This window comes from Lentilactobacillus kefiri, assembly GCF_009739535.1.
Lineage (GTDB): Bacteria > Bacillota > Bacilli > Lactobacillales > Lactobacillaceae > Lentilactobacillus > Lentilactobacillus kefiri.
The window spans coordinates 1,274,236-1,298,463 of sequence record NZ_CP029971.1 but is presented as its reverse complement, the minus strand read 5'-3'; the positions used below and the strand labels follow the sequence as shown (position 1 = coordinate 1,298,463).

The window sequence follows — 24,228 nt, the reverse complement described above, 5'->3', positions numbered from 1 at the left end:
CAATCCCTTTTCAGTGCTTGTTAAGCGTTATTTTTGATCGTTCGTATTCGACTTGTCTTCCGGCTTGGACAGTGTCAGCAAATCTTCACCATGAGTCACTTCACCAGATTCAACATCGTATTTGAAGTCTTTAATATCTTTGTAGGTATTGATCACAACCATCACAGTATCATCATGGCCGGCCTTCTTAATTGCCGGATCCCAGAATTCAATTAGTTGTTGACCTTGAGATACGTGTTGGCCCTGATCAACATATTGAACAAATCCGGTACCACGCATTTTAACCGTGCCAATTCCAATATGAATCAGCGTTAAGATACCACTGTCTGAACGAAGACCAATTGCATGACGGGTTGGGAAGGTTGCTTCAACCGTTCCGTCAAATGGGGCATATACCTTACCATCAGATGGCTTAATTGCAAATCCTTTACCCATGTTACCTGAAGCAAAGTTTTCATCGGAAGCATCTGATAATGGGATCATTGTTCCACTGATAGGTGCTTTGTAAGATGTCTCTTTGGCAACGTGTTTAACGATGTCAGCCATGGATTCCTCACCATCAGTTTCCAAATGCTCGTTCCAAGTTTTTTCAAGTTCATCAACAATCTTGGCATGTTCTTTTTCGTCCAAAGTAACCTTTTTGAAGAAGATAAAAGTTCCACTAAGGATCAGTAATGCTGGAACACCGAACATGAATAATTTAAAGATCATTTGACCATGAGGGGTAATGTCACCAGCAGTTGCTCCGGCAGTCATTCCTGCCAAAACAGCAGCGATACCAACAACCCAGTTGGAAAGCGCACCACCTAATTTATCAAGCAATGGCCGAACAGCTAAAGTTAATGATTCATCACGGTGTCCAAATTTCAATTGTCCATATTCAACAGAGTCACTCAAAATCATCAAAACAACTAAGAAAATCAGTGGTTGTGGAATGTAGAACAAAATTGCGGCAAGAAGAACAAGCGGCAATGAAGTTCCGGCAAATGAGAATAAAATCAGTGAGAATGCCATAATCCCAACAGATAGGAAGAAAACATTTCGACGACTGTACTTTTGAGCCAATGGTGGGAATAAGAGAACTGAAACAATTCCGATAACCATGTTCAATGAAGCTAATACAGAGAACTCGCCAGGCTTACCCATGATGTAAGTGAAGTAGTAAAGTTCCAGTGAGTTGGTAATGGCAATTCCTGAAGTATAAAGTCCATAGGTTAATGATAACCACATCAGTTGGTCATTGCGGGCAAGAACCTTGAATACATCACGCATCCGAGTCTTCTCAGCATTCTTTCGAAGCAGTGAATCATTTTCTTTGGTCCCCATGGCAACAACAACGGCTGACAGCCATGAAATCAAACCAATGATTGCACCAAACATGAACCAGCCGCGCATATCACCTTGACCATGGTTGGCATTGATTGAGAAGAAGACAACCAGTGGCATAACGATGACACCAACGATATTGGCACCAATGTTAGAACCAACACGAGCAAAAGTGGCGGTCTTTTCACGCTCAGCCGAGTCAAACGAAATAGCAGGAATCATTGACCAGAAACCAACATCTTTGAATGAGTAGAAGATATCCATTGTGATATATAAAACCCCGAATATCAACAGATAAAGCAATGGATTAGATTGGTTTAAGCCACCCATATTAGTGAATAAAATAGCTAATGCAATGGAGCCGATCGTACCACCAGCAAGGATCCATGGTTTAAAATGGCCCCATTTGGTTTCAGTATTATCGATTGTGTTTCCGATGAACGGATCAATTGCCAATTCAACGAAACGCAAAAGTGAAATAATCGTGGTAATGTAAAAAATCATCTTATCATTTTGTCCACCCGCACTCTTATCAAACAAGTGAGAGGTGACAAACATGATGAAGTAAGTTGATAATGTCGCATAAAACATATCATGACCAAACGCACCAAACGAGTACGAAAGTCGTGAAGTGATTCGACGACCAGTAGTAACGTTACTATTACTTGCCATAAATATTAGCCCCCATAAAATAAAGTTTAAAAAATAATTGCTATCTAAAATGTAAACGTTTTCAGTTAAATTGTCAATTAATTTTATTAAATGTTATAGTATATTTATTAAAAGATTTAATCCCGTTTAATAAGTTTTAATTTATACGTCCTAAGGAGTGAAAATCATGGCAACAATAAAAGATATTGCCAAATTAGCAAATGTCTCGCCCGGCACGGTATCCCGTGCGCTGAGTCCTGAGAAAAGTGAATATGTCGCAAAAGAAACTCGTGACAAAGTCCGCCAGGTTGCCGACAAGCTTGGCTATAAATACTCTCTGGTACCAAGCCAATCCAAACACCTTTTAAATTTCGCGTTGGTCACAACTTTGACCCTCGAAGAAGAAACTCGAGATGAGTATTGGCGGTTCGTGCGAAGAGGTGTTTATGAAGCTGGCGAAGCCCAAAACATCAATATCAAGCGGGTGATCCGGACAAGCGAGCACATTAAACCGCAAGACTTTGAAGAATACGATGCCGTCTTGATTGTTGGAACAATTTCAAAGTCCGCCCTCCAACAAATTCAAAAATTTAATCATAACATCGTCCTGGTCGATGGTGGTGGCAACAATGACGATAACGTCGATGTTGTTGATACAAATTTAGCAGAATTGACAGATCAAGTTCTATCCAAACTCGGTCAAAAAGCAAAACAAATCGGCTTTATTGGTGGATTCAGACACGAAGTCAATTTAGACGGCAGTGCCGGAAAAGATATTGAAGATATTCGGACGGTTGCATACAAAAATTGGTGTATCGTTCATGGCCGTCAACCAATCGTAAAGCTCGTTGACTGGACGGCCAAACAATCAATGCAGGCCGTTAATGATTTACTGAAGGAATACGGTCATCAACTGGATGGCTTATTGGTTGCTTCCAACCCACTCACCATGGGTGTCATGAAGGGGTTGGCCAAGCACAATCTCATCCCCGGCAAAGATTTGTATCTCGTTAGCTACGATGACATGGAATTTACATCTTATCTAACGCCTTCTTTAACCAGTATTTGGCTGCCAAAAGTGGAGCTGGGATATGCTGCCGTTCTCCACGCCGAAACGCTGGTGAAGTTCCCACGAACTTGGCACGTCCGCAACATCCTTCCAGGAAAAATCCACTATCGAGAAACTTTCAACTTGGATTAGCTACTTTCGATGACTGGCCAATTTCTGCTGTTGTGGGACAACAATCCGTTTCCAGATACTTTTCAAAATAATATAGCCAAAGATCACGCCTACCAAAGCACTCAAGAAGAAGCTGGGAATGAATAAGTAAATGGCACCGGTTGTGCCCATCATCCAGCTGGCAATTGGATAGGCGACAATTGCCCCAATGATCCCAGTCCCAATGAGTTCACCAAAGGCGGCAACAATCAGCTTTTGCGTCTTTTGGAATAACCAGCCAACACAAAATGCGCCAATCATGCTGCCGGGAAAAGCTAGTACCGTTCCGGTTCCCAGTAAATTCCGAATTAACGACGTAATAAATGCTTGGGTAACCGCCCACCACGGACCGACAAGAACACCGGAAATCAGATTAATCAAATGCTGCATTGGCGCAACTTTGGCCACGCCAACTGTAAATTCAAACATACTGCCGCCAACGACCCCAATTGCGGATAAGATCGCTGTCAGCACCATCTTGTATGTCATATTTTTTTGCATAAAAAGTCTCCTTTTGTTCGATAACAAAAGGAGGCTTTTCGCTTCTTTCAACACTTTCCTACGCCGGCGCTAACCAGATCAGGTTCGAAGGGTCCGTATATGTTTCCGTCTCAGCCAAATGGCTCCCCTAATGTTATCGGATATTTAATTTAGGCACTTCATTAAGTATACCCGAAATTCTGATACTTGGTGGGAATTTTGCACTAATTATTTTCCCTTTTAAGCACCGCTTTTTGAACAGATTCACTGACTTCTTTTACCGGCATTCTTTGGCCAGTCCACTCCAAAAATGAGCCGGCAGCTTGGTTCACCAACATCCCAATGCCGTTATATGTACGACTGCCTTGCTTCTTGGCGGCATGAATAAAAGGTGTTTCCAAGGGGAAATAAATCGCGTCAGTCACAACGTGCTGTGGGGTTAAGTGTTTCAATACCCTATCGGAAACGGGCAATGATTGATCACCAGCCATCCCGACATTTGTTGAATTAGCAATGATTTGGCTATGGTCAAAAGCACGTGCCATCAAGTCCTCATCCTCATAAGGCAACACTTTCACCACATTTGACCAGCTTTCCAACTGGTGTTTGCGAGATTCAAATGAATCATTGGTTCGTTTAAATACATAGACATTTTGAGCCCCGGCATCAACTGCCGCTGAAATGATTGCCCGACCGGCACCACCAGATCCCAAAACGGTCACTGACTTCTCATCAATACTGATATTATCAGCTTTCAAAGCATCGACAAAGCCCTGTCCATCGGTACTGTCGCCAATCAACCGGCCATCACGGTTAACAACCGTATTAACCGCCTGAAGCCGATCAGCTCGGGGAGTAATTTCATCAAGAAGTGAAATGACATCCGTTTTTAAAGGCATCGACAAATTAAAGCCACCAATGTTCATGGCCCGCATCGCAGCTAAACTGTCTTTGAGGCCGGCCGAAGTCACGTCAAAAGCCAGGTAAACCCCATTAATCCCGGTCACCTTAAAGCTGGTGTTGTGAATCAGTGGTGATAGGCTGTGGGCCGCCGGGTGAGCCAATAGTCCATATAGTTTTGTATGTCCATCGATCATTTGAATCCCTCCACAATTACATTTTGATAAATAAGTTGCGCTTAATTGCTTCCACAACCTGATTCGGGGTGAGTTCATCAGTCGCAACCCGAAAGTCGCTTACCTGATCATAACGGAAATCCCGTTGGCCTTTTAAATCCACCAGACCGTCCAATCCAAGTTGTTTTGCCAAAGGTCGGTCAGTGTCATTCTTTAATCTGAAGATGATTGTTTCCGGCATAACATCTAAAAGAACAACCGGCACTTCACTGTTCTTAAGCATTTCGAAATTAACATCTTGGATGGGCGTCCCACCGCCGGTGCCCAAAATACCATCGTCATTAAGTGCAGCTCTCAGGGCATCATGTTCAAGTTGTCTAAAAGCGGGCTCGCCATCATCAGCGAAAATTTGCTTAATCGATTTCCCGGCTTTTTCCACAATCATATCGTCCAAATCGTGATAGGGAACATTCAGATTTTCCGCCAACAAATGGCCAACAGTCGTTTTGCCGCTCCCCATAAATCCGACCAATATTGCTTTCATACGCTTTCTCCTTAATCATCCAATGACTTTCTGATTTTCTGTGCTTTCGCAAAAGTCTCAAAAATTGTTTTCTCATCTTGAGTTTTGATTGCTTCTTGAAGTTGACGGAGCTCTTCTTGGAACTCGTCGATTTCAGAACTGATTTCTTTTGAATTACTCAGCATAATGGCAGTCCACATTTTCGGATCGGATGCGGCAATTCGAGTCGTACTCTTGAATCCGCCCGCAGCAGCCTTTAAGCCAATTGGATCAGTCTGTAGGCGATCGGCAATGCTATTAACTAGGGCAGCAGATACAACATGAGGAACGTGGCTAAGTTCGCTAACCAGTTTGTCATGGGCTACTGCCGAAGTTGTTATCCAATCAACGTTTGCCAGCCTCATCAATCTCTTAAATTCGCGAAGTTGACGGTCGGTTTGTGAACCGGTTACCAGAAAGTATTTTGAACCGGAAAACAGGTGTGATGAGCCATTTTTTCCGCCAGTTAAATGAGACCCGGCCATCGGATGGCCACCCATAAAGCCAACATCTGATTGATTCAGTTTTTTGGCTTCATCCATAATCATCTGCTTGGTACTGCCAACGTCAGTAATCAGTGCTCCGGGTTTTAATGACAGCTTTGAAAGGACACCGATTTGCTGAATGATGACGGAAACCGGGCCGGCAAGAATGATGATGTCGGCATTTGGCACTGCGTCTATGAACTTGGCCCGAGAATTGATGATATGATGCTGCAGCAAAAACTCACTGGAGTCATCATTGGGATCGCTGCCGATTATTTCAATTGTATCGTCGCCTTCCCGAATAATTCTGGCAATTGAACTGCCAATCAATCCAAGTCCACTTATGAGAACCGTTGTCATTGTCCATCACCTCTGAATTAATGCATCCAAATCATCGAAGAATTCCGGGTATGAGATATTGATACTATCGGCCGCGGCAAGTGTCAGGGGCTGATCAACCAAGAGTGCCGCAACGGCCATCACCATCCCAATTCGATGATCGCCATGGCTGTCAAGATGAGGATCTACAACGTGCCATGGCTTTCGACCATCAATCACAAAGCCGTCTTCCAGCTCTTCGATTGCAATTCCAAGCTTTTGAAACTCTTCGACGATTGCCGCAATCCGATCCGTTTCCTTTACCCGCAGTTCACCGGCACCGGTTATCCGGCTAACACCGTTTGCTTTAGCCGCAAGCAACGCAACTAATGGAAGTTCATCGATCACCGCCGGTATTTCATCCGCACCAATTGTGATTGGCTTTAAATCCGCCGACTCAATTGTGAGATCAGCAGTTGGTTCCCCAGCGTTTTGCTCATTTGAAACAGTCACCTTACCGCCCATCCGTTTCAGGATTTCATATAAGCCGGTTCTGGTATCATTCATTCCAACATTGAGTAACTTTATTCGGGAATTGGGAACCATGCTGGCAGCCGTCATAAAGAAGGCTGCCGATGACATATCTCCAGGAACATTCAGATCGATTCCCTGCAAATGAGGTTCTGGCCGGACCGTAATGGTGACATCATCGGGGTCGGTTCGAATATCGGCGCCAAACGCCCGCAGCATTTTCTCTGTGTGATTTCGAGTCGGCTGTTTTTCAACGAGAACAGAGTCACCATCAGCCTGCAGTGCAGCCAAAATCAACGCACTTTTGACCTGGGCACTAGCCACTTTTAAATGGTAATCAACCGCATGCAGCTTTGATCCTGTAATCGTTGCCGGCAAATGGCCATCCGTTACCTCGATGTTTGCACCCATTTCAGCCAAGGGTTCACTGACCCGCTTCATTGGCCGCTTGGATAAGGAAGCATCGCCAATTAATTTGGTCTGGAATGATTGCCCCGCTAAAAGGCCCATAATCAGTCGGGTCGTTGTTCCGGAGTTTCCCATATCCAGTGCCTGGTTAGGCTTTTTCAAGCCATGGAGACCAACTCCCTGAACTGTGACTGTTTGACCATCTCTGGTGATTGGAACCCCCAGGTTTTGAAAGGCTTTCAACGTAGACAAACAATCGGCTGCCAATAAAAAGTGATGCAAGACGGTCGTCCCCTCGCTAATCGCCCCGAACATGATTCCACGATGAGAAATACTTTTATCACCGGGAACGGCTAACTTTCCGTGTAATCCCAACTTGAGACGGCCGTGAAGCTGTCTACTGGATTTTGGTTTGACGTTTTCCATGGGAACCTCCTAGAATTTCTGCAATTCTTCACGATATTCGATGAGTTGTTCCTGCAAGCGCTGCAGGTTATCACCGTCAAATTTATCGGTTAATGCTTTGGCCAACTCAATTGCGACGACACTTTCAATCACGATTGAAGCTGGAACGATTGCCGTTGTATCCGAACGCTCGACGTTTGCCTTCTTAACTTCCTTAGTTTGGATGTCGACACTTTGAAGCGGCTTATATAATGTAGGAATTGGCTTCATGGCTGCTTTTACAATAATCGGCATCCCATTAGTCATCCCGCCTTCAAAACCACCAAGGTGATCGGTGTTTCTGAAGAAGCCCTTGTCTTTATTCCAGTCAATTTCATCCATCACCTGACTGCCAAAACTGGTTGCTGCCTTGAAGCCATCACCAATTTCAACGCCCTTCATCGCGTTAACGCCCATGACTGCGGCAGCCAGCTTACCATCCAACTTGGTGTCCCAGCTGATGTAGCTGCCTAAGCCTGCAGGAACATTTGTCGCAACGACTCTGATAATGCCACCCAAAGTATCACCATCACGCTTGGTTTGGTCAATCAGATCGTGAATTGGATCAACTTTGGATTGATCAATGATTCTTAAATCATTTTTTTGAATTTCTGTTTCAATCTTTGCAACATCAAGTTCTGGATTCTCATCTGTTGAAATTTTGCCAATTTGCTCAACGTATCCAACAATATCAATTCCAACCTGCTGTAATAGTTGCTTGCAAACAGCACCGATGGCAACTCGAATCGCCGTTTCCCGTGCCGATGACCGTTCCAGAACGTTTCTTAAATCTTCATGCCGGTACTTCATACCGCCTACCAGATCAGCGTGTCCTGGACGGGGGCGTTCAACTTTTCGTAAAGTGTTTTCCGGGGTTTCCGGGCTGATCGGATCCATAATTTGGTTCCAATGAGCATGATCCCGATTTTGAACGACCAAAGAGATTGGTGAGCCCAGTGTAATTCCGTGACGAACGCCACCCGTGATAGTGACTTGATCGTGCTCAATCTTTTGACGGTTGCCACGGCCATATCCCCCCTGGCGCTTCTTTAATTGGTCGTTGATCGCATCAATGTCCAAGTGGAGTCCTGAAGGGATTCCTTCAATAATTCCGGTTAGTTGGGGACCATGAGATTCTCCTGCAGTTAAGTAATTCATTAGTCGTTCTCCTTTTCTATAAGATGATGCTGGTAATTTCGAGAATTTTTCAAAATTTCTTGGAAGATGTTTTGCAGATAACTTTGGGTATCCGGATCATCATCAAGCTTGGCAACCTGCTCCAACACTTGCTTTTCACGGCTGTTATCCAGGACGGGCATTGCTGATTCTTCTTTTAGCTGACCAATCCGTGCCGATGCCTGAAATCGTTTTTTAAGTAAATCGACAATCGATTTATCCAAATCATTAACTCGCTCACGAGCTGCTTGAATCTCGCCACTATCATTGACAGTTGTATTTTCAATATTATTTGTCATTATCCACACCTCATATTTCCATGAAAAAAACCAGCTAGATATGGTATCCAGCTGGTTTACTAAATTCGTAAAGAATGGTAACTTACCCAGCCAGACTATTACGTCTAGTGGGCTCAACAAAGCATTGACTCTGCACCACTTGGACGCGAACGCTCAATTTGCGTCCGCCCCGAGGCGGACACTACTTAAAGTAGGCATAGTCAAAATAATAGGCTGTCGTTACAGTTGTTTGCTTTGTCATGGTTATCAATTCCTCTCGTAAAAGTTGTATTCATTAAAACATATTAGAATATATTCGTCAAGCCTAATAATTTGCTCATGGGATTTTAATTATTAAATTTCAATCTGCATTTAGATTACAGCGTTAACTTTACCTGTCACACGACTTTGTTTAACTGCCTCAGCAACAGTTTGCGCGTGAACACGCGTGCCATTTTGATAAACGTCCTTATCTCGTTGAATAACACTGATGTCATCAATGGGATTTTCTTCCATTGAAATAAAGTCCGCAAAGTTGCCGGGAATAATTTGCCCATATTGATCATCAATATGCATTGCTCTGGCACAATTAATTGTGGCTGAATCGATTGCTTGAGCTGGAGTCATCCCTGCTTTCTCAACATACAGTTCCATCTCATAGGCACTTTCATTACCAAATCCATTATAAGGGGTTCCGGCATCAGTCCCCGTTGCTATTGGAATACCTGCCTGCACGGCTTTAGTGATACTAGCAAAATGCTTCTTGATATTAACGATTACCTTTTCTCTGGCCCAGTCTGGAACAGTATCTTTGCCGTATTTATAAATCGCGTACATTGCGTTCATTGTTGGAACGACATAGGTTCCGTGCTCTTTCATCATAGCAATCGTTTCGTCATCAATATCAAAGGCGTGTTCGATGGTATCAAAACCGGCTTCAACCGCCTCTTTTACGCCTGCATTGCCTTGAGCATGAGCTGCAGCTGTCTTACCCTTGTGATGTGCTTCTTCAACAGCCGTTCGAGCCTCTTCAGGAGTAAATTGAATATCATCAGGTGTTTCGCCATTTTTAAGAACTCCTCCGGTGACCATCATTTTGATGTTATCAACGCCATTCTTCATCGCCTGGCGGACACCTTTTCTAACCTCATCAACACCATCAACTTCGTAGCCACCGCCTGAACCGTGACCGCCGGTAATCGAAAACGCTTTGCCTGAGGTCATCACTTTGGGCCCTCTAATCCAACCTTTTTGCTGCATTTTTTTAATTTCAATATCAATATCAAAGGCTGCCCCGACATTTCTGATGTATGTTATACCATGATCAATTGCATCAGCCATATTTCTCACAGCAAACATGGTATTAAATTCTCGTGAATCGGAGTGCCGTTGTTCCTTACCATCATTCCACCAATATGTTGGAATACTGGCAATATGAGTGTGGGCATTCATTATCCCCGGCATAACATATCTTCCGTGCATATCAGAAACTTCATCAACAACTTGATTAGTGGAACTGCCATTTCCAACTTCAACGATTTTCCCGGTTTCAGTGTCAACTACCATATGTTGGTTGGCTACAAAATTCTGGTCCTCATGTTTGTAAATTGCGACATTCGTATAATTGATTTTTGTCATAATAAATCTTCCTTTCGTTGTAATACACTTGGTTGCAGACTAACTGAGATGGAACATTTTTAGAATCTTTTAACTGGTATGCCATGGCAACCACCTCCTTAAATGAATTGTTTCTACTTGGTCAAACATTCTTATTTCCAGTAAGCATATTGTAGTTTCCCAGATTGTCCTGACATTGCATCCCATTTTAATCCGCCAATCTTGCTATTAATTAGATGGGCTTGTGATGCTTGGTATGTCGGTACAACTGCAGCAATTGACATCAATCGTTTATCAGCCTGCTTTTCAAATTCCCAACGCTGGCTTGAATCATATTTCGTTGTATCGTCAACCTTATTCATCAAATCATCATATTGTTGATCCTTGAACTTCGAGAAATTAATGGTGTTATTGCTTCGCATGCCATCCAAGAAGTTTTGCGCATCGGGATAGTCAGGCCCCCAGCCAACTGTACAAATATCAAAGTCTGTTGAGAAATCACGGGTAACGTGGGTTGCATGTGGAACGGATTCAATATTGATGGTCAGGCCTTTAAGATTGTTGGACACTGCTCCTTGAACATACTCGGCAAGCTTCTTTTCAGTATCTGTATCATCAACCAAGAAATCCAAGGAAATCTTATCTTTACCAATCTCTTTTTGTGCTTTGGCCCAATATGTTTTAGCTTTAGCCGTATCTGTTGGGGCTTGATCTCCCATCTCTGAAGTAAGGTCTTCTCCGGTTTTTGGATCTTTTGCATAGTCCTCAGGAACAATGTTATTTGCACCAATCGAGCCATCCTGCAATACGTTCTTTGCCAATTGATCCTGGTCAACGACCATACTGATCGCTTTTCTTAAGTTCTCGTTAGAAGTCGCTTTCTTCTTGTCATTAAAATAAATGTAATTATTGCGTCCAGTCTCGGTAACAACCAAATTTTTATTGTTTTTATTCTGCTTGACATATTGTCCAGTCAGGCTCGTAAGATCAATCTGACCACCGTTAAACATATTTTGTGCGGTGTTATTATCTTTAACAACCGTAACGTCGACCTCTGGAATCTTAACGTTTTTTACATCCCAATAATTCTTATTCTTCTTGTACTTCCAAGAATCATTTGTCCCATTCCAACCATCAATGACATATGCACCATTGGCAACTGTCTTATCTGAGCTGGAACCGTATTGACTACCATATTTTTTGATAGCCTTCGTTTGAATTGGATAAAAGTTGGTAAATTCGTAATTCATGAATGGCACAGGTTTGGTTAATTTAACTGTAAATACCCGGTCATTCACGGCGTGAATTCCAAGCTTGCTAGGATCTAATTTACCACTATTTACGGCACTAAAATTCTCAATATATTGAATCGAAGTTGTCTGCTGTGATTTGGTCTTAGGATCAGCTTGACGGTCAATGGAATTTACAAAGTCTTCTAATTTGATTGGAGAACCATCTTGCCACTTGGCATCTTTTCTAATACTAAATGTGTATTTTGTTCCATTGTCAGTTGGCTTGACAAGCTGTTCAACAACTCCTGGAGCAATTTTATTATTTGCATCTCGTCGATAGATTCCTTCGCTCACTTGATCAATTACCGCACCGCCATTTGTTTCAATCGATTTAGTTGGATCAATTGTTAACGGTTCTCCTGGAATTGTTATCTTTAAGGCTTCTTCAGTACTTCCAGCACCTCCGCCTACTGCCGTCGACACACAGCCGCTTAATAAGACAGCCATAAGTCCCATAGCAACACTAACAATGGCTGTAATTCTTATATCCTTAAACATCGCAATTCCTCCAGTATATTTATATTGATATCGATGAACATACAGTCACGCTTGTGTCCATGAAACACAAAAAAGCGCCCAATCAGAAGTAAAGCTTCTAAAAGGACGCTTTCGCGCGGTACCACCTTCATTATGGAGTAAGACACTCCACCTCTCACGTACAACCGGTCGACTCGGTATACGTTGGCGCTGTACTGGGCGCACCCTGATGACTTTTACAAATCATCATGCTCAAAATTGACTTTAAGTAATTAAGAAATTACGCCTTCACAGATAACGACGCTCTCTTGAAATTTCTTAATACCGAATCCTCGATTTATCTAAGCACTTTCTCATCGATATCTAATGTTTAGTACAATAACGAACTTAGTTAAAATTGTCAACCACATTTTATTAAATAATTTAGTTATTGATTGTTAAGATGGTTTAGTAAGTCAACGTCGGTATGGCTTGACCACAACTTTCCAAATTCACAAATATGTTTGATTGACTTGCCTCTTCTGCAATGTAAAAATGTGGTTGAAGTAAAAAATGAAAGTATATCGGGGTGATCATGATGATTAACAAACATATTTTTTTAACGTTGGGTATCGCGGCAGCATCAGTATTCGCATTCAGCATCAGCAATCATTCAGTTCCACAAGCTCATGCAGCCACTACTTTAACGTATGGAAAAATTACCAACAACAGTCTTCATCGATTGGGAACGATTCGTCAACTGACCCGAACTCAATTAGCTGAGGACCATAAGTTAACTGGCAAACAGGTTCAAAAGTTGGTTTACCTGCCATTACCAAAACGATTGACTGCGCATAACTTTACGCTTAGTAAAACCAGCTTAACGATTCATTTAACGAAAAATTCCTACGGCGTCAAGAACGTCGCCATTCCATTAAGTAAATTAACCGGCATCATCTTAAATCGATACATGCCGGCAAAATATGATTTTGTGAAACCTAAGACACCAAAGAAAGTTGTCGCATTGACTTTTGATGATGGTCCAAGCCCAACTTTGACACCTAAGCTCCTCAAGATTTTGAAACACTACAACGTTCACGCAACGTTCTTTGAAGTTGGCAGCAGTGTCATTCGCTACCCAAGCGTGAGTCGGTTGGTTCTCAAATACGGTAACCAAATCGGAAACCATTCATGGAATCATCCGGATCTCACGACTCTCTCCAGCACAAAGGTACTTCATCAAATCGCACTGACAGATGCTGCAATTTACAAAGCAACCGGCACAATTCCGACTTACGTCCGCCCACCATATGGTGCTGTTAACAATCGAGTTGGTAATTTGTTTGACCGGCCAATTATTCGTTGGAATGTTGATTCACGTGACTGGGCATATCTGAACACACCGAAAACCGTTCATCACGTATTGGCAACAACCTATCCAGGTTCCATCATTTTGATGCACGACATTCATCCAACATCAGTTGCGGCAGTCCCACAAATCATCCGTTCATTAAAGAAACGCGGGTACACATTTGTTACCTTGCCAACATTAATGCAAAAACCATTGCTCGCAAACCTGCAATACTTCGGTAGAAACGATTACCGAGGCTTCTAAATACGATCGAAAAAGCTTCCTGATTGGGAGGCTTTTTTATATTGCAGATATGTAGCCAGATTGGTAAAATTGGGGCAATTAGTTAACTATCCGTATGGAAAGGTCGTGCAGAATGAGTGCAAAAGCAACTGTTGGTCACACAACTTTTGAAACCGGAAAAACAAAAATTGCCGTTCCAATCACTGGCCACACCGCAGTCGAAATCCAAGAACAAGCCAAAGCCGCAATCGCCTTTAAGCCCGACACCATTGAATGGCGGATCGATTATTACGATGAGGTCCTGAAGTCTGAGGCCTATCTCCAGACTGCCCAAAAAGTCCGAGCAATCTTAGGAGATACCATTTTGCTAACCACATTCCGAACAACCGGAGAAGGCGGCCAGCTGGTCATTGATGAACAAGCATATATGAAACTCTATCAATCAATTATTGAAAATCAGCTGACGGATATGTTGGATATCGAAGATCATTTTAACGAAGCAACCATTAGCCGACTCATCTATTTGGCCCACCGGCACAACATTAGTGTCATCTTGAGTGCTCATGAATTCCAAGGAACACCCCCAGAACTGGAAATCATCAACATATTAGAACAAATGCAGAGTCAAAATGCTGATATTGCAAAAATCGCTGCCATGCCCCGCAAATTCAAAGATGTGCTGACACTGATGAAAGCAACCAGCATTGAATCCGAAAAATTAGAGATTCCGATCATTGCGATTTCAATGGGTCATCTTGGCGAAATTTCAAGAGTTACTGCACCTGTGTTCGGCTCAGTCATGAGCTTCGCCACAGTTGGAGATGCTTCAGCCCCTGGCCAAATGGATATTGAAACCCTTCGTAGAGAAATGAAAATATTTGATAAATAAAAAGAGGAAACTGCAACGTTTGCAGTTTCCTCTTTTTGTCGCTATTCATCTTTAGACTGTCCTTGACCAAGTGGGCTTGCGCCAATATGCAAGAATGATACAACCGAATGGCCGACGTTGGCGAATACACCGCCGGTACCGATAGCAAGGGAAGTCACAATCACTAATCCAGTTCCAATAACTCCGATCATGACATCAAAGTCCATGACCGATCGAATACTAGTTTTCGATAGGATTCCGGTTACGATTGGAACCGTAAAGGTCGCAATACTCCCAAAAGTGAAGTAAGTTCCGGTAATGACACCCTTATGGGTTGGAAACATCTTCAGCAACACATTGAGGGCAATCTGCATAACCCCACCAGCAGCCGTGAATCCAAATACAAAGTAGCCAATTGATGTCAACATAACGTTTGAAGCGTTGGTGACCAGTAACAAGGCAATCAGCGAGATTGTATTCGTGACCACCAACAGTTTGGTTTCCGGAATGCTTAACTTAAGCAAGGTAAACATCACAATCACCCCACTGATGGAACCAATACTGTAAAGCGACAATAATCCATGTGAAACCAGTGAGGTGTATCCAAGATCCTTCGTTGCAAACATACTAATCCATTGCGTAAACAGGATCATGATGGCCATTGTTGTATAGCCATACAAGGCCAGGGCGATGGTTGCAAGAACTCTGCGGGCTTTTGAAAGTGACTGGTGAGCCTGACTGAACGCTTCATCAGTGTGGTTTCTGTCAGGAAAGTGCGCACCGTGAAGGACAAACAGGTTGACGACTAAGACAAGCAGTGCACCAATAAATGACCATCCAAACCATAATTGACGAGCTTCCAAGGTCGCAATAAATAGTGGAAGAATGAATTCACCCAAGCTCATGAAGGCCTTAATGAAGACATTTGAAGCACTTGAATTACCGCCCATTTCAACAAAGGTTGGGTAAGTTCCGGAGTCCAGTGCCGAATTGGCAACCCCCGCAACAATCGCAAACAGGTACGCAATGGCGATGTTATGGGTAAAAGGAATCCCAATGAAAAATACCATGTAGCTCAATGTACCGGTCAATACCAACTTTCTCCGGCCAAAACGATCTGATAAGTAGCCAAACAAGAAGTAGGCGATCAACTTACCAATTCCAATCCCAGAAATGACATAAGAAACAGTCGCAATTGGAACGTGCCAGAAACCGCCCAGGGCCTGCATATTCTGGGTTAGGATAATTAATCCGATCCCGTGAACCAGGTAATTCAGGTATAGTGCCATTGATAATCTTCTTTTATTTGATTTTGTCATAGTAACCACTCCCAAGTATGTAAGTAAATAAAAAGCCAGCTGGATATTAGAATCCAGCTGGCTGATTTCTTATTCACTCGCTTAAGAAATTATACCCATCCAGCTAGACTCTAGCGTCTAGCTGGCAACAACAAAGTTACGACTTTGCCCAGGTTAGACGCGAACGCGTTGTGCGCTCGCATCTCACGAGCGCTACTTAAACCATGCATAGCCGTAATACCAGGCATTCAGTTGTTGAAGTTGAGTATTCATTGGTATAATTCCTTTCTTGAAATGTTGAATACATTAAAAAATATTAATATTATCTCGTCAACTCTAATTTGTTTTTAATGATCGAGAAGCCCATCAAAATCACAAAAAAGCAGCCACAATTAAACTCTGGCTGCTTAATGAATTTATTTAACTGGTAAAACAATATCTGATGGTTTAACTTCTTTGCCAAAGTATGGCTTCAATTGTGAGTTGTAATCTTTTACGAAGAAGCTTTCTTTGGTTAACTTGTTGATTTCTTTATTGGTCCAGTTAAGGAGTGACTTGTTGCCCTTCTTAACAGCTGGTGAAATGTAAGACTTTGGTCCAATACTCTTAATTCCAACCGTGTACTTAGGATTGTTCTTTGACCATGCGTACAAGTATGAGTTATCATCCGCAAGGGCAACTCCACGGCCATTCTTCAAAGCGTTAAATTGTTGTGTCTTGGAATCAAACTTCAGCAATTTCACATTTTGCTGCTTGGAAGTGAAGTAGTTCTCAGCAGTGGTTCCCTTGGTAACAATCACATTTTTGCCTTTAAGCTGGCTGGCACTGGTGATCGGCTTGCTCTTAGGTGAAACAACTCCAACGGAAACCTTCATGTAAGGCTTGGCAAAGTCAATAACCTGCTTTCTTTCCGGAGTAACCGTAAAGTTGGCAAGGACCAAATCAACCTTGTTGGAATTTAATGCATCCACACGGTTGTTGGCATTTACTTGAACAAACTTGACCTTTACACCCAGGTCTTTAGCAACCCGGTGTGCCAAGGTGACATCGTAACCTACTCGTTTACCATCCTTGTTAACCCAACCATAAGGTGGCAAATCACCGAAAACCGCAATCCGAATAGTTCCGTTTTTCTTGATTTGTTGAACGGAACTCGGATTATTACTTTGTGAGCTTGACTTCTTGCTGTTCCCACAGCCGGCCAACACCAATAATAAAGTTGCGAAGACACTGACAACGGCAATTAATCTGGTTAATGATCTCTTCTTCATGAAATAATTCCTCCTTAATTAAAAGTCCATACTGTCTAAAAATTCTTGTGCGCGTTTGGTTTGTGGTGCACTGAAAAACTGTTTTGATGGTGTCTGCTCCAAAATGTGACCGTCTTCCAGGAAAATCACTTTGTCGGCAATCTGCTGGGCAAAGTTCATTTCATGGGTCACGACAATCATTGTCATATGATCAACATCCGCCAAATCCTGAATGATATTAAGAATACCGCGAACCATTTCCGGATCCAGAGATGCGGTTACTTCATCAAACAACATGAAGTCCGGATGAAGGGCAAGCGCACGAACAATCGCTACCCGCTGCTTTTGGCCACCGGAAAGTTGGCGTGGATAAACGTTGGCATAATCTTGCAGGCCAACCCGCTTCAATAAATCCAGAGCTTCTTTTTTAGCAGCAAATTTATCCTGCTTTTGAACCTTGGTTGGACCTAACAAAATGTTATCCATCACGGTCAGATTGGGGAACAAATCGTAACTTTGGAAAACCATGCCAATCTTTTGGCGAATCTGCTGCCAATTTTTCTCAGTTGGAACAATCTCTTTCCCCTCAAAAGTAATGGTACCTTTCTGATATTCTTCCAATCCATTCAAGCAGCGAATCAAGGTACTCTTACCAGACCCGGATGGCCCCAGCAGCGTCACCACTTCACCTTTGTCGACATGAAAGTTGATGTCATGTAAAACATGTTTCTTTTGATAAGATTTTTCTAGATGTTCAACTCGTAATATCTGCTCAGCCATTTGCCCTCTCCAATCTCTTCTTCTCTAATCGTTTTGCCCACCAGGAAAGTGGATAATCAATCAAAAAGTAGAACAGGAATATTAATCCGTAAACCCAGAATACCCCAGTTGGATGACTGTGATTATTAGCTTCGATAATTTGCTGACCAATATTAATCACATCCATGACCGAAATCAGCATCAGCAATGAGGTTGTTTTGATCACCCTGGTGGCCAAGTTAATGGTCGCAGGAATTTCCAGGCTAATTGCTTGGGGGATCAGAACATATCGGTACAACTGATAACGATTGAGTCCAATTGCTTTACCGGATTCTTTTTGATGCTGGGGAACTGAGATGAGTGCCCCACGGACAATATCACTCATTTCTGCTGCAACCCACAATGCGAATACCAAAGTGGCCAATTGATCACCTGGTAAATTAAAATTCATCTGGCGCGGCAGAATGTAATAGAACAAAAATAGCAATACAACGGTTGGAACAATTCTGAAAAATTCAAGGTACAGTCTCAAGATCACTCTGAGCGGCCGATTCTTAAACGTTCGTAAAACCCCTAACATGATTCCTAAAATTAAGCCGATAATCAAAGCGACTGCCGCAATTCTAACTGTTACCCAGAGTCCGCCGAGCAGCCGTTGAAAATTGGTTCCTTCGAATAAAACACTAATTCCCGAATGATCCATAGCGAACCCTCTTTTCTAGTAAAGTCAAAACGATTGATAATGGAATCAAGATAATTGCATAACCGATAACAAGCACAAACAGGTACTCATTGGAACGATAATACATCCCAATCAAGTCCAACGCGGTGTTGGTTAGTTCAGGAATCGCAATCACCGTAAAAATTGAAGTTTCCTTAATCAGAAAGATAACATTAGCGGCCATTGCCGGAACACTTAATGAAAATCCTTGTGGGAAGACAATGTATCTGGCAAGCTGCCAGCGGCTGAGCCCAATGGCCTTGCCGGATTCCATTTGACCTTTGGAGACACCGTTAAAGCCTCCGGTAAAGCCTTCTGCCATGTAACTGCCGCCAAGAAAGACCAATCCGATGATGCCACAAAGTTCGGCACCAAATTTGATGCCAATAACCGGGAATGCGTAATACAGGAAAAATAGCTGAATCAACAACGGTGTATTTCTTGATATCTCAACGTAGACAGATGCAATCTGATGAAGAACCGGTACTTTGAAATATTGAAGCAGGCTCACAATTAATCCAACAATGATGGATCCAATTATGCCAATAAGTGAAAGCCAAAGGGTCAGTTCAAATCCCTTGATAAACACTGGTAAGCTTTGTTGGATAATAGTCCAGCTGCTCATTTTCAATCATCTCCTCATAAATTTATTAAACAATCATTTGAACGTAAAAAATCCCCAACAACTGGCATAGCCAGCTGTCAGGGACGAATTACCGTGGTTCCACCCTTTATTCGCATCCTAAACAAAGAATTCAAGATGCCTCGTTAAAATACATATTTAATATCAAACGCACAACTCCGAGCGCACTTTCAGCTGATTCCCTCCACCCTTTCACTATCGGTGGTCGCTTTACCGAGATATCAACTTACTCTTCTCTTCAACATTGTGAAATTCAAAATGACTGTCAATCGATTACCTAATAATGTAATGTTTAATACCTTAAAAGTCAACTGTTTTTACTCATAATCTTTTAATGTAACATAAGCCCCTGTTCGCGAATGATCGCAAACAGATCGGATCGAACATCGTGGCCTCGACTCAACTCGGAAACAATATGATGGGTAAAGGTTTCCGTTCTGTCATTTGTGCTTCGTTCCTTATAATATTCGCTTACCAGCTGATCATACTGTAAAAGCTCAGGCTGAAAGTTTCCACCCAGATTGTAGTGATTACTGAAGTGAAATGCTGACTTTGGCAGCCTGGGTTTCAATTCTGGTTTGTCTTTTGGATAACCAAGAGCAATTCCCAATAGTGGAAAAGTCAATTCAGGTAAATCCAACAGCTCAATCATTTTTCGGGGATCATTTAAAACACTTCCCATGATTGTTCCGCCGAGGCCCATGCTTTCAGCGGCAACCATGATATTCTCAGTGGCAATTGCCACATCAAAAGTACTGGCTAAGAACTTATCAGTCGTATGGAGAATATATGCGTCCGCATCATTTTGTTGAGCAATTTTCAGATTCCGATACTGATCCGCAATCATCACAAAATAATGGCCGGCGTTTAACATCCAGCCATGGCCCGTAATTTTAGCAATCTGTTTTAATGTTTCCGGATCGGTCACACTTATAATAGAGTACTGTTGCGAAAAAGTGCTGGTCGATGCATGCTGAGCCGCATCAACCAGTTGGGCAACCTGCTCTGAACTTAAAGATTTATTTTCAAAGTGACGAATGCTTCTATGATGAGTCAATTGTTCTAGAATGGAATTGGTCATTGTATGTTCTCCTAATTTTAAATTCATCACGTCTAGCTAATTATTTGATAGCTATTCTAATTTAGCGCTTTCTTTTGATTATTTTTGATATTCAGCTCAAAAATACGATTATATCAGTATTTTTAATTTACATTTGAATACTAATGGGTTAGAATATAAGCCGTTAGATAATAATGATTATAAACTACAAAGCAGGTGAAACAATGGCGAAAAAAAGATCGCTTTCTCAAAAAATTAACGTCTTACGAGCTTCAGTAATGGGTGCCAACGATGGCATTGTCTCTGTTGCTGGTATCGTTATCGGTGTTGCAGGTGCGACATCAAACAATTTTGCAATTTTTATTTCTGGTATTTCAGGTATGCTCGCCGGGACTGTTTCAATGGCAATGGGTGAATTTGTTTCTGTTAATACCCAAAAGGATTCACAGCGTCACGCCATCAGTCTTCAAAAGGCTGCGTTAAATTCAGCATATGACAATGAGTTTAACACCGTTCAGCACAAGCTCATGGGAGATGGAATTTCAACGGACCTGGCTCATCAAGCCACTAAAGAAATGATGACGAAAGATCCTGTCAAAACAACTGTCCGCCAAAAGTATGGATTTAACGTTGGTGAATATACCAACCCACTTTCAGCCGCAATTGCTTCAATGATTTCATTTCCAACAGGTTCAATTCTACCACTATTAGCAATCACAATGTTTCCAAAAGCCATCCGAATTCCAGCAACTTTTATCGCTGTGGTGATTGCCTTGGCAATCACGGGATACACGGCTGCCCAATTGGGAAATGCCAACAAGACTCGTGGAATGATTCGAAATATTGTTTCCGGTGTCTTAACCATGTTGGTTACCTACACAATCGGAACATTAATTGGTTCATAAATTAATCACAGATGGGAGGAACTGGCATGGACAGTGCTAAATCCAAGAATAATAAAGATTCACAAACAATGGAAGAGAAGCTGAACACATTACGAGCCGGCGTTTTAGGTTCAAATGATGGTATCTTAACCGTTGTTGGTGTTTTGTTCAGTGTTGCCGTAGCAACAACCAATCAATTTACAATTTTCATCGCTGGGCTTGCCGATTTGCTTGCCTGCGCGTTTTCAATGGCTTCAGGAGAATATGCTTCAGTTAGTACCCAAAAGGATACTGAAAAGTCAGTTGTCGCAAAAGAAGAAAAACTTTTAAAGACAGATTATGAGAATGATCTGACAGTCGTTTCCGATTATTACGTTGATCAAGGAGTTTCAAAGGAAACCTCTGATAAGATTGCCAAGGATTTAATGAGTAAAAAGCCTCTGGAAACAATCGTCAACGTTAAATATGATTTGAATCTGGGACATTACATGGATCCTTGGAACGCTGCATTTTCATCACTATTTTCAGCCGCAGCGGGTGGTGTTTTCCCACTTGTCGCAATGACATTATCACCAGTCGCCTATCAATGGCCGGCAACTATCCTGGCAGTTTGTTTGTCAGTTGGGATTACCGGATATCTGAGTGCCCGACTTGGAAATGGATTAGTTAAAACAGCTATTATTCGAAACGTTATCGTCGGAATTGTTACGATGATCATTCACTATTCCCTAGGAATTTTGTTAGCTGCCTAAGACGTGAATCAAATAACTTTATAAACTTTCAAAAAAGCGTGAATCCATATTTGGACTCACGCTTTTTTTGACCCAGTTATGAGATGCCTTTATATAACTGCTGAAGATGCTTGGCATCCACTTCTGGAATACTATACAAGTACGTTGGGGCTGCCTGCTGCATGATTGAATGTGGACTGTCACTGTGTTCCAAACCGAGATCATGGCTCAACTCATGCATGGCCACACTCGCCTGTTCATTGACAGCATCATAGTGAGCCTGCTTCATCGAACTGATCACTAAGTAACTCTTGTTTTGATGCACAAATAATGGCACACCGTTGACATGACCAAATTCTTCGCTGGTATAACCCACAACACCGCCGGAAATATTCTCAACGGTCCCGCCACCACTATGGTAGGAATTCTTCACACCTAAAATAATATCAGCTTTTTGGTAATGATTAGTGGAGATCAAATCAACCACATTCACGGCATTCCAAGCTTTGACTGCCCGCCGCCAAGCACGACGAAAATGGGCGGGCGTGTTGTGAGTAATATGATAGGAAATCGTCCTTGACGGCCAGTGGAAATTGATTTTTGGATTATAGGCAGGAGTTGGGCTTGCATCTACTTGTTGGGTTGGCTGATTATTTTGACTCAACAATGCGGGTGATAACCGCGCAGAAAATTCGGTTAGAAACAACATTAAAGTCAACATCATTGTGACAATCAGGATCAAAATCATTTTCCAAATCTGTTTTTGTGGGATCAACCGTTCCATCATTAACCTTCACTCTGCTTTTCTATTTACTTCTTTAGCATAGCATATTTACTGAAGCAACGCGGTTGGTGGCGTCCGAAACCATATCAAATCAATCACAGTTCAGCACATTTTTAGCACTCTAAGCGTTCGATTGCTAAATGCTGGCATTCTGTTTAAAACTGATTACTATAGAAGATGAAAGGTAAAGGAGGAGCAAAAGAATGAAGCATCGTTTCCCGTTACCTCGACTAATAAATTTCGAAAATAAGGAGATTGGTATTATGGCAAATGAATTAATGAATCGTTTCGATTTGGATCCGTTCTTCGATCGTATGGCTCATCGTTTCTTTAGCCCTTCTGATTTCGACAAGGATTACGAAAACTTCGGTGATTTAAAGACCGATATTAACGAAAACGATAAGGATTACTCATTGAAGATTGATGTTCCAGGTGTTGACAAGAACAACATCCATCTGAATTATCAAGATGGCATTCTTTCAGTTAACATCAACCAAGAACATTCAAATGAACAAAAAGATGAAAATGGCAAGGTTATTGCCAGTGAACGTAGTCATGGCGTAATGTCACGAAGCTATCAATTACCTGGTGTTGACCGTGAAAATATTTCAGCCCACATTGATAATGGTGTTTTGAACGTTACATTACCAAAGCTAACTGAAAGCGAAGATACAACTGGAAATATTGATATTGACTAATTAAAGTTTTGGAGTGGTTGGTAGGGATGCAGGCAACTAGCTTTTGAAACTTCAGTAAAGCTTCATTTGGGGGAACGTGATTCAAAGACCCCGTCCCACCACCTTTGACGCTTATTAACGTATCTTATTAATAATCAACAAAGGAGATAGATATTATGGCAAATGAATTAATGACCGTTTCGCAATGGATCCATTCTTTGATACTTTGGCACGTCGCTTCTTCACCCCAACTGATGCAGACAATGACTACATGGTAAATGGTGATCTGAAGACCGACATTACCGAAAATGACAAGGATTATGTTATGAAGATTGATGTTCCAGGCATTGATAAGAAGAACATTCACTTGGCATATCAACATGGAGACTTGGCAATCAGTATTGACCAACAACGTGATTCTGAAAAGAAGGACGAAAAAGGCCGTGTCGTTGCCAGCGAACGCAGCCATGGCGTAATGTCCAGAACTTACGAATTACCGGGTGTCGATCGTGACAACATCTCAGCTCAAGTAATGAATGGTGTATTAACCATCACATTGCCAAAAGCTGCAGATACTCACGAAGACAACGGACAAATTGAGATTCAATAATCGATTGCTATAATATAAAAATGCACTTCG

23 protein-coding genes, 1 pseudogene and 1 riboswitch are annotated in these 24,228 nt (G+C 42.2%); of the genes and pseudogenes, 7 read left to right on the top strand and 17 right to left on the bottom strand.

Going from position 1 to position 24,228, the window contains the following annotated elements; genetic code table 11:
* Positions 1-27: 27 nt before the first annotated feature.
* On the bottom strand, positions 28-1,998 hold the full coding sequence (locus DNL43_RS06180; RefSeq protein ID WP_056983093.1) for a glycoside-pentoside-hexuronide (GPH):cation symporter: 1,971 nt from the start codon (positions 1,996-1,998) through the stop codon (positions 28-30).
* Between the two features lie 166 nt (positions 1,999-2,164).
* On the opposite strand from DNL43_RS06180, the gene DNL43_RS06175 reads away from it, so the two are divergent.
* Positions 2,165-3,178 carry a LacI family DNA-binding transcriptional regulator gene (locus DNL43_RS06175; protein ID WP_056983090.1) on the top strand — a complete coding sequence of 338 codons (1,014 nt, stop codon included), beginning with the start codon at positions 2,165-2,167 and terminating at the stop codon, positions 3,176-3,178.
* Here DNL43_RS06175 and thiW read toward each other — a convergent pair whose 3' ends face one another.
* From thiW to DNL43_RS06130, 9 genes are all read right to left on the bottom strand, one after another.
* Positions 3,179-3,697 (bottom strand): energy coupling factor transporter S component ThiW, encoded by a 519-nt coding sequence (thiW, locus tag DNL43_RS06170; protein WP_054768744.1) that lies wholly within the window; start codon positions 3,695-3,697, stop codon positions 3,179-3,181. It abuts the gene before it with no gap.
* 38 nt (positions 3,698-3,735) lie between these two features.
* Positions 3,736-3,836: riboswitch (TPP riboswitch) on the bottom strand.
* Positions 3,837-3,900: 64 nt separating this feature from the next.
* Positions 3,901-4,773 carry a shikimate dehydrogenase gene (aroE, locus tag DNL43_RS06165; RefSeq protein ID WP_056983089.1) on the bottom strand — a complete coding sequence of 291 codons (873 nt, stop codon included), beginning with the start codon at positions 4,771-4,773 and terminating at the stop codon, positions 3,901-3,903.
* Positions 4,774-4,789: 16 nt separating this feature from the next.
* Positions 4,790-5,296: a shikimate kinase gene (locus DNL43_RS06160; RefSeq protein ID WP_054768745.1), complete on the bottom strand. Its 507-nt coding sequence runs from the start codon at positions 5,294-5,296 to the stop codon at positions 4,790-4,792.
* Between the two features lie 11 nt (positions 5,297-5,307).
* Complete coding sequence (locus DNL43_RS06155) at positions 5,308-6,159, bottom strand: prephenate dehydrogenase (protein WP_054768746.1); 852 nt, start codon at positions 6,157-6,159, stop codon at positions 5,308-5,310.
* A 6-nt stretch (positions 6,160-6,165) separates the two neighbouring features.
* A complete protein-coding gene (gene aroA / locus DNL43_RS06150; RefSeq protein WP_056983087.1) occupies positions 6,166-7,482 on the bottom strand; it encodes a 3-phosphoshikimate 1-carboxyvinyltransferase in 1,317 nt (438 codons plus the stop codon).
* Positions 7,483-7,491: 9 nt separating this feature from the next.
* Entirely contained in the window at positions 7,492-8,658 is a 1,167-nt protein-coding gene (aroC, locus tag DNL43_RS06145) for a chorismate synthase (protein WP_056983084.1), read from the bottom strand.
* Positions 8,658-8,975 (bottom strand): chorismate mutase, encoded by a 318-nt coding sequence (locus DNL43_RS06140; RefSeq protein WP_054768747.1) that lies wholly within the window; start codon positions 8,973-8,975, stop codon positions 8,658-8,660. The genes aroC and DNL43_RS06140 overlap by 1 nt, the downstream gene beginning before the upstream one ends.
* Before the next feature lie 351 nt (positions 8,976-9,326).
* Complete coding sequence (locus DNL43_RS06135) at positions 9,327-10,592, bottom strand: metal-dependent hydrolase family protein (RefSeq protein WP_056983082.1); 1,266 nt, start codon at positions 10,590-10,592, stop codon at positions 9,327-9,329.
* Positions 10,593-10,723: 131 nt separating this feature from the next.
* Positions 10,724-12,361: a peptide ABC transporter substrate-binding protein gene (locus tag DNL43_RS06130; protein ID WP_056983080.1), complete on the bottom strand. Its 1,638-nt coding sequence runs from the start codon at positions 12,359-12,361 to the stop codon at positions 10,724-10,726.
* Between the two features lie 556 nt (positions 12,362-12,917).
* Here DNL43_RS06130 and DNL43_RS06125 point away from each other — a divergent pair.
* Both DNL43_RS06125 and aroD read left to right on the top strand, forming a co-directional pair.
* Positions 12,918-13,934, top strand: a complete 1,017-nt coding sequence (locus tag DNL43_RS06125; protein ID WP_056983078.1) for a polysaccharide deacetylase family protein — start codon at positions 12,918-12,920, stop codon at positions 13,932-13,934.
* Between the two features lie 112 nt (positions 13,935-14,046).
* Positions 14,047-14,802 carry a type I 3-dehydroquinate dehydratase gene (gene aroD, locus DNL43_RS06120; RefSeq protein ID WP_054768748.1) on the top strand — a complete coding sequence of 252 codons (756 nt, stop codon included), beginning with the start codon at positions 14,047-14,049 and terminating at the stop codon, positions 14,800-14,802.
* Between the two features lie 41 nt (positions 14,803-14,843).
* On the opposite strand, the gene DNL43_RS06115 is transcribed toward aroD, so the two are convergent.
* The 6 genes from DNL43_RS06115 to DNL43_RS06090 form a co-directional block, all read right to left on the bottom strand.
* Complete coding sequence (locus tag DNL43_RS06115; RefSeq protein ID WP_056983076.1) at positions 14,844-16,100, bottom strand: MFS transporter; 1,257 nt, start codon at positions 16,098-16,100, stop codon at positions 14,844-14,846.
* Between the two features lie 395 nt (positions 16,101-16,495).
* Positions 16,496-17,350, bottom strand: coding sequence for a transporter substrate-binding domain-containing protein (locus DNL43_RS06110; RefSeq protein WP_054768749.1), 855 nt, complete (start codon positions 17,348-17,350; stop codon positions 16,496-16,498).
* Between the two features lie 18 nt (positions 17,351-17,368).
* Positions 17,369-18,109 (bottom strand): amino acid ABC transporter ATP-binding protein, encoded by a 741-nt coding sequence (locus DNL43_RS06105; protein WP_054768750.1) that lies wholly within the window; start codon positions 18,107-18,109, stop codon positions 17,369-17,371.
* The gene (locus DNL43_RS06100; protein ID WP_054768751.1) at positions 18,102-18,791 is read right to left on the bottom strand and encodes an amino acid ABC transporter permease; all 690 of its coding nucleotides are present in this window, start codon (positions 18,789-18,791) and stop codon (positions 18,102-18,104) included. Before DNL43_RS06100 ends, DNL43_RS06105 begins: the two co-directional genes overlap by 8 nt.
* Positions 18,772-19,434 (bottom strand): amino acid ABC transporter permease, encoded by a 663-nt coding sequence (locus tag DNL43_RS06095; protein ID WP_056983075.1) that lies wholly within the window; start codon positions 19,432-19,434, stop codon positions 18,772-18,774. Before DNL43_RS06095 ends, DNL43_RS06100 begins: the two co-directional genes overlap by 20 nt.
* A 349-nt stretch (positions 19,435-19,783) precedes the next feature.
* Positions 19,784-20,533, bottom strand: a complete 750-nt coding sequence (locus DNL43_RS06090) for an NADPH-dependent oxidoreductase (RefSeq protein ID WP_054768752.1) — start codon at positions 20,531-20,533, stop codon at positions 19,784-19,786.
* A gap of 203 nt (positions 20,534-20,736) precedes the next feature.
* Here DNL43_RS06090 and DNL43_RS06085 point away from each other — a divergent pair, with 203 nt between their 5' ends.
* Together DNL43_RS06085 and DNL43_RS06080 are read left to right on the top strand one after the other, a co-directional pair.
* Positions 20,737-21,417, top strand: a complete 681-nt coding sequence (locus DNL43_RS06085; protein WP_056983073.1) for a VIT1/CCC1 transporter family protein — start codon at positions 20,737-20,739, stop codon at positions 21,415-21,417.
* 26 nt (positions 21,418-21,443) lie between these two features.
* The gene (locus tag DNL43_RS06080) at positions 21,444-22,148 is read left to right on the top strand and encodes a VIT1/CCC1 transporter family protein (protein ID WP_054768754.1); all 705 of its coding nucleotides are present in this window, start codon (positions 21,444-21,446) and stop codon (positions 22,146-22,148) included.
* A 76-nt stretch (positions 22,149-22,224) separates the two neighbouring features.
* Here DNL43_RS06080 and DNL43_RS06075 read toward each other — a convergent pair whose 3' ends face one another.
* Positions 22,225-22,914, bottom strand: a complete 690-nt coding sequence (locus DNL43_RS06075) for a matrixin family metalloprotease (protein ID WP_109249157.1) — start codon at positions 22,912-22,914, stop codon at positions 22,225-22,227.
* A 260-nt stretch (positions 22,915-23,174) separates the two neighbouring features.
* Here DNL43_RS06075 and DNL43_RS06070 point away from each other — a divergent pair, with 260 nt between their 5' ends.
* Both DNL43_RS06070 and DNL43_RS06065 read left to right on the top strand, forming a co-directional pair.
* The gene (locus tag DNL43_RS06070) at positions 23,175-23,609 is read left to right on the top strand and encodes an Hsp20/alpha crystallin family protein (RefSeq protein WP_056983069.1); all 435 of its coding nucleotides are present in this window, start codon (positions 23,175-23,177) and stop codon (positions 23,607-23,609) included.
* 155 nt (positions 23,610-23,764) lie between these two features.
* Positions 23,765-24,198 (top strand): annotated as a pseudogene (locus DNL43_RS06065) (Hsp20/alpha crystallin family protein).
* The last annotated feature ends 30 nt before the right edge of the window (positions 24,199-24,228 follow it).

Coding starts and splice junctions, on each gene's coding strand:
- DNL43_RS06180 (WP_056983093.1), bottom strand. CDS start 1,998: ATGGCAAGTAATAGTAACGTTACTACTGGTCGTCGAATCACTTCACGA.
- DNL43_RS06175 (WP_056983090.1), top strand. CDS start 2,165: ATGGCAACAATAAAAGATATTGCCAAATTAGCAAATGTCTCGCCCGGC.
- thiW (WP_054768744.1), bottom strand. CDS start 3,697: ATGCAAAAAAATATGACATACAAGATGGTGCTGACAGCGATCTTATCC.
- aroE (WP_056983089.1), bottom strand. CDS start 4,773: ATGATCGATGGACATACAAAACTATATGGACTATTGGCTCACCCGGCG.
- DNL43_RS06160 (WP_054768745.1), bottom strand. CDS start 5,296: ATGAAAGCAATATTGGTCGGATTTATGGGGAGCGGCAAAACGACTGTT.
- DNL43_RS06155 (WP_054768746.1), bottom strand. CDS start 6,159: ATGACAACGGTTCTCATAAGTGGACTTGGATTGATTGGCAGTTCAATT.
- aroA (WP_056983087.1), bottom strand. CDS start 7,482: ATGGAAAACGTCAAACCAAAATCCAGTAGACAGCTTCACGGCCGTCTC.
- aroC (WP_056983084.1), bottom strand. CDS start 8,658: ATGAATTACTTAACTGCAGGAGAATCTCATGGTCCCCAACTAACCGGA.
- DNL43_RS06140 (WP_054768747.1), bottom strand. CDS start 8,975: ATGACAAATAATATTGAAAATACAACTGTCAATGATAGTGGCGAGATT.
- DNL43_RS06135 (WP_056983082.1), bottom strand. CDS start 10,592: ATGACAAAAATCAATTATACGAATGTCGCAATTTACAAACATGAGGAC.
- DNL43_RS06130 (WP_056983080.1), bottom strand. CDS start 12,361: ATGTTTAAGGATATAAGAATTACAGCCATTGTTAGTGTTGCTATGGGA.
- DNL43_RS06125 (WP_056983078.1), top strand. CDS start 12,918: ATGATTAACAAACATATTTTTTTAACGTTGGGTATCGCGGCAGCATCA.
- aroD (WP_054768748.1), top strand. CDS start 14,047: ATGAGTGCAAAAGCAACTGTTGGTCACACAACTTTTGAAACCGGAAAA.
- DNL43_RS06115 (WP_056983076.1), bottom strand. CDS start 16,100: ATGACAAAATCAAATAAAAGAAGATTATCAATGGCACTATACCTGAAT.
- DNL43_RS06110 (WP_054768749.1), bottom strand. CDS start 17,350: ATGAAGAAGAGATCATTAACCAGATTAATTGCCGTTGTCAGTGTCTTC.
- DNL43_RS06105 (WP_054768750.1), bottom strand. CDS start 18,109: ATGGCTGAGCAGATATTACGAGTTGAACATCTAGAAAAATCTTATCAA.
- DNL43_RS06100 (WP_054768751.1), bottom strand. CDS start 18,791: ATGGATCATTCGGGAATTAGTGTTTTATTCGAAGGAACCAATTTTCAA.
- DNL43_RS06095 (WP_056983075.1), bottom strand. CDS start 19,434: ATGAGCAGCTGGACTATTATCCAACAAAGCTTACCAGTGTTTATCAAG.
- DNL43_RS06090 (WP_054768752.1), bottom strand. CDS start 20,533: ATGACCAATTCCATTCTAGAACAATTGACTCATCATAGAAGCATTCGT.
- DNL43_RS06085 (WP_056983073.1), top strand. CDS start 20,737: ATGGCGAAAAAAAGATCGCTTTCTCAAAAAATTAACGTCTTACGAGCT.
- DNL43_RS06080 (WP_054768754.1), top strand. CDS start 21,444: ATGGACAGTGCTAAATCCAAGAATAATAAAGATTCACAAACAATGGAA.
- DNL43_RS06075 (WP_109249157.1), bottom strand. CDS start 22,914: ATGATGGAACGGTTGATCCCACAAAAACAGATTTGGAAAATGATTTTG.
- DNL43_RS06070 (WP_056983069.1), top strand. CDS start 23,175: ATGGCAAATGAATTAATGAATCGTTTCGATTTGGATCCGTTCTTCGAT.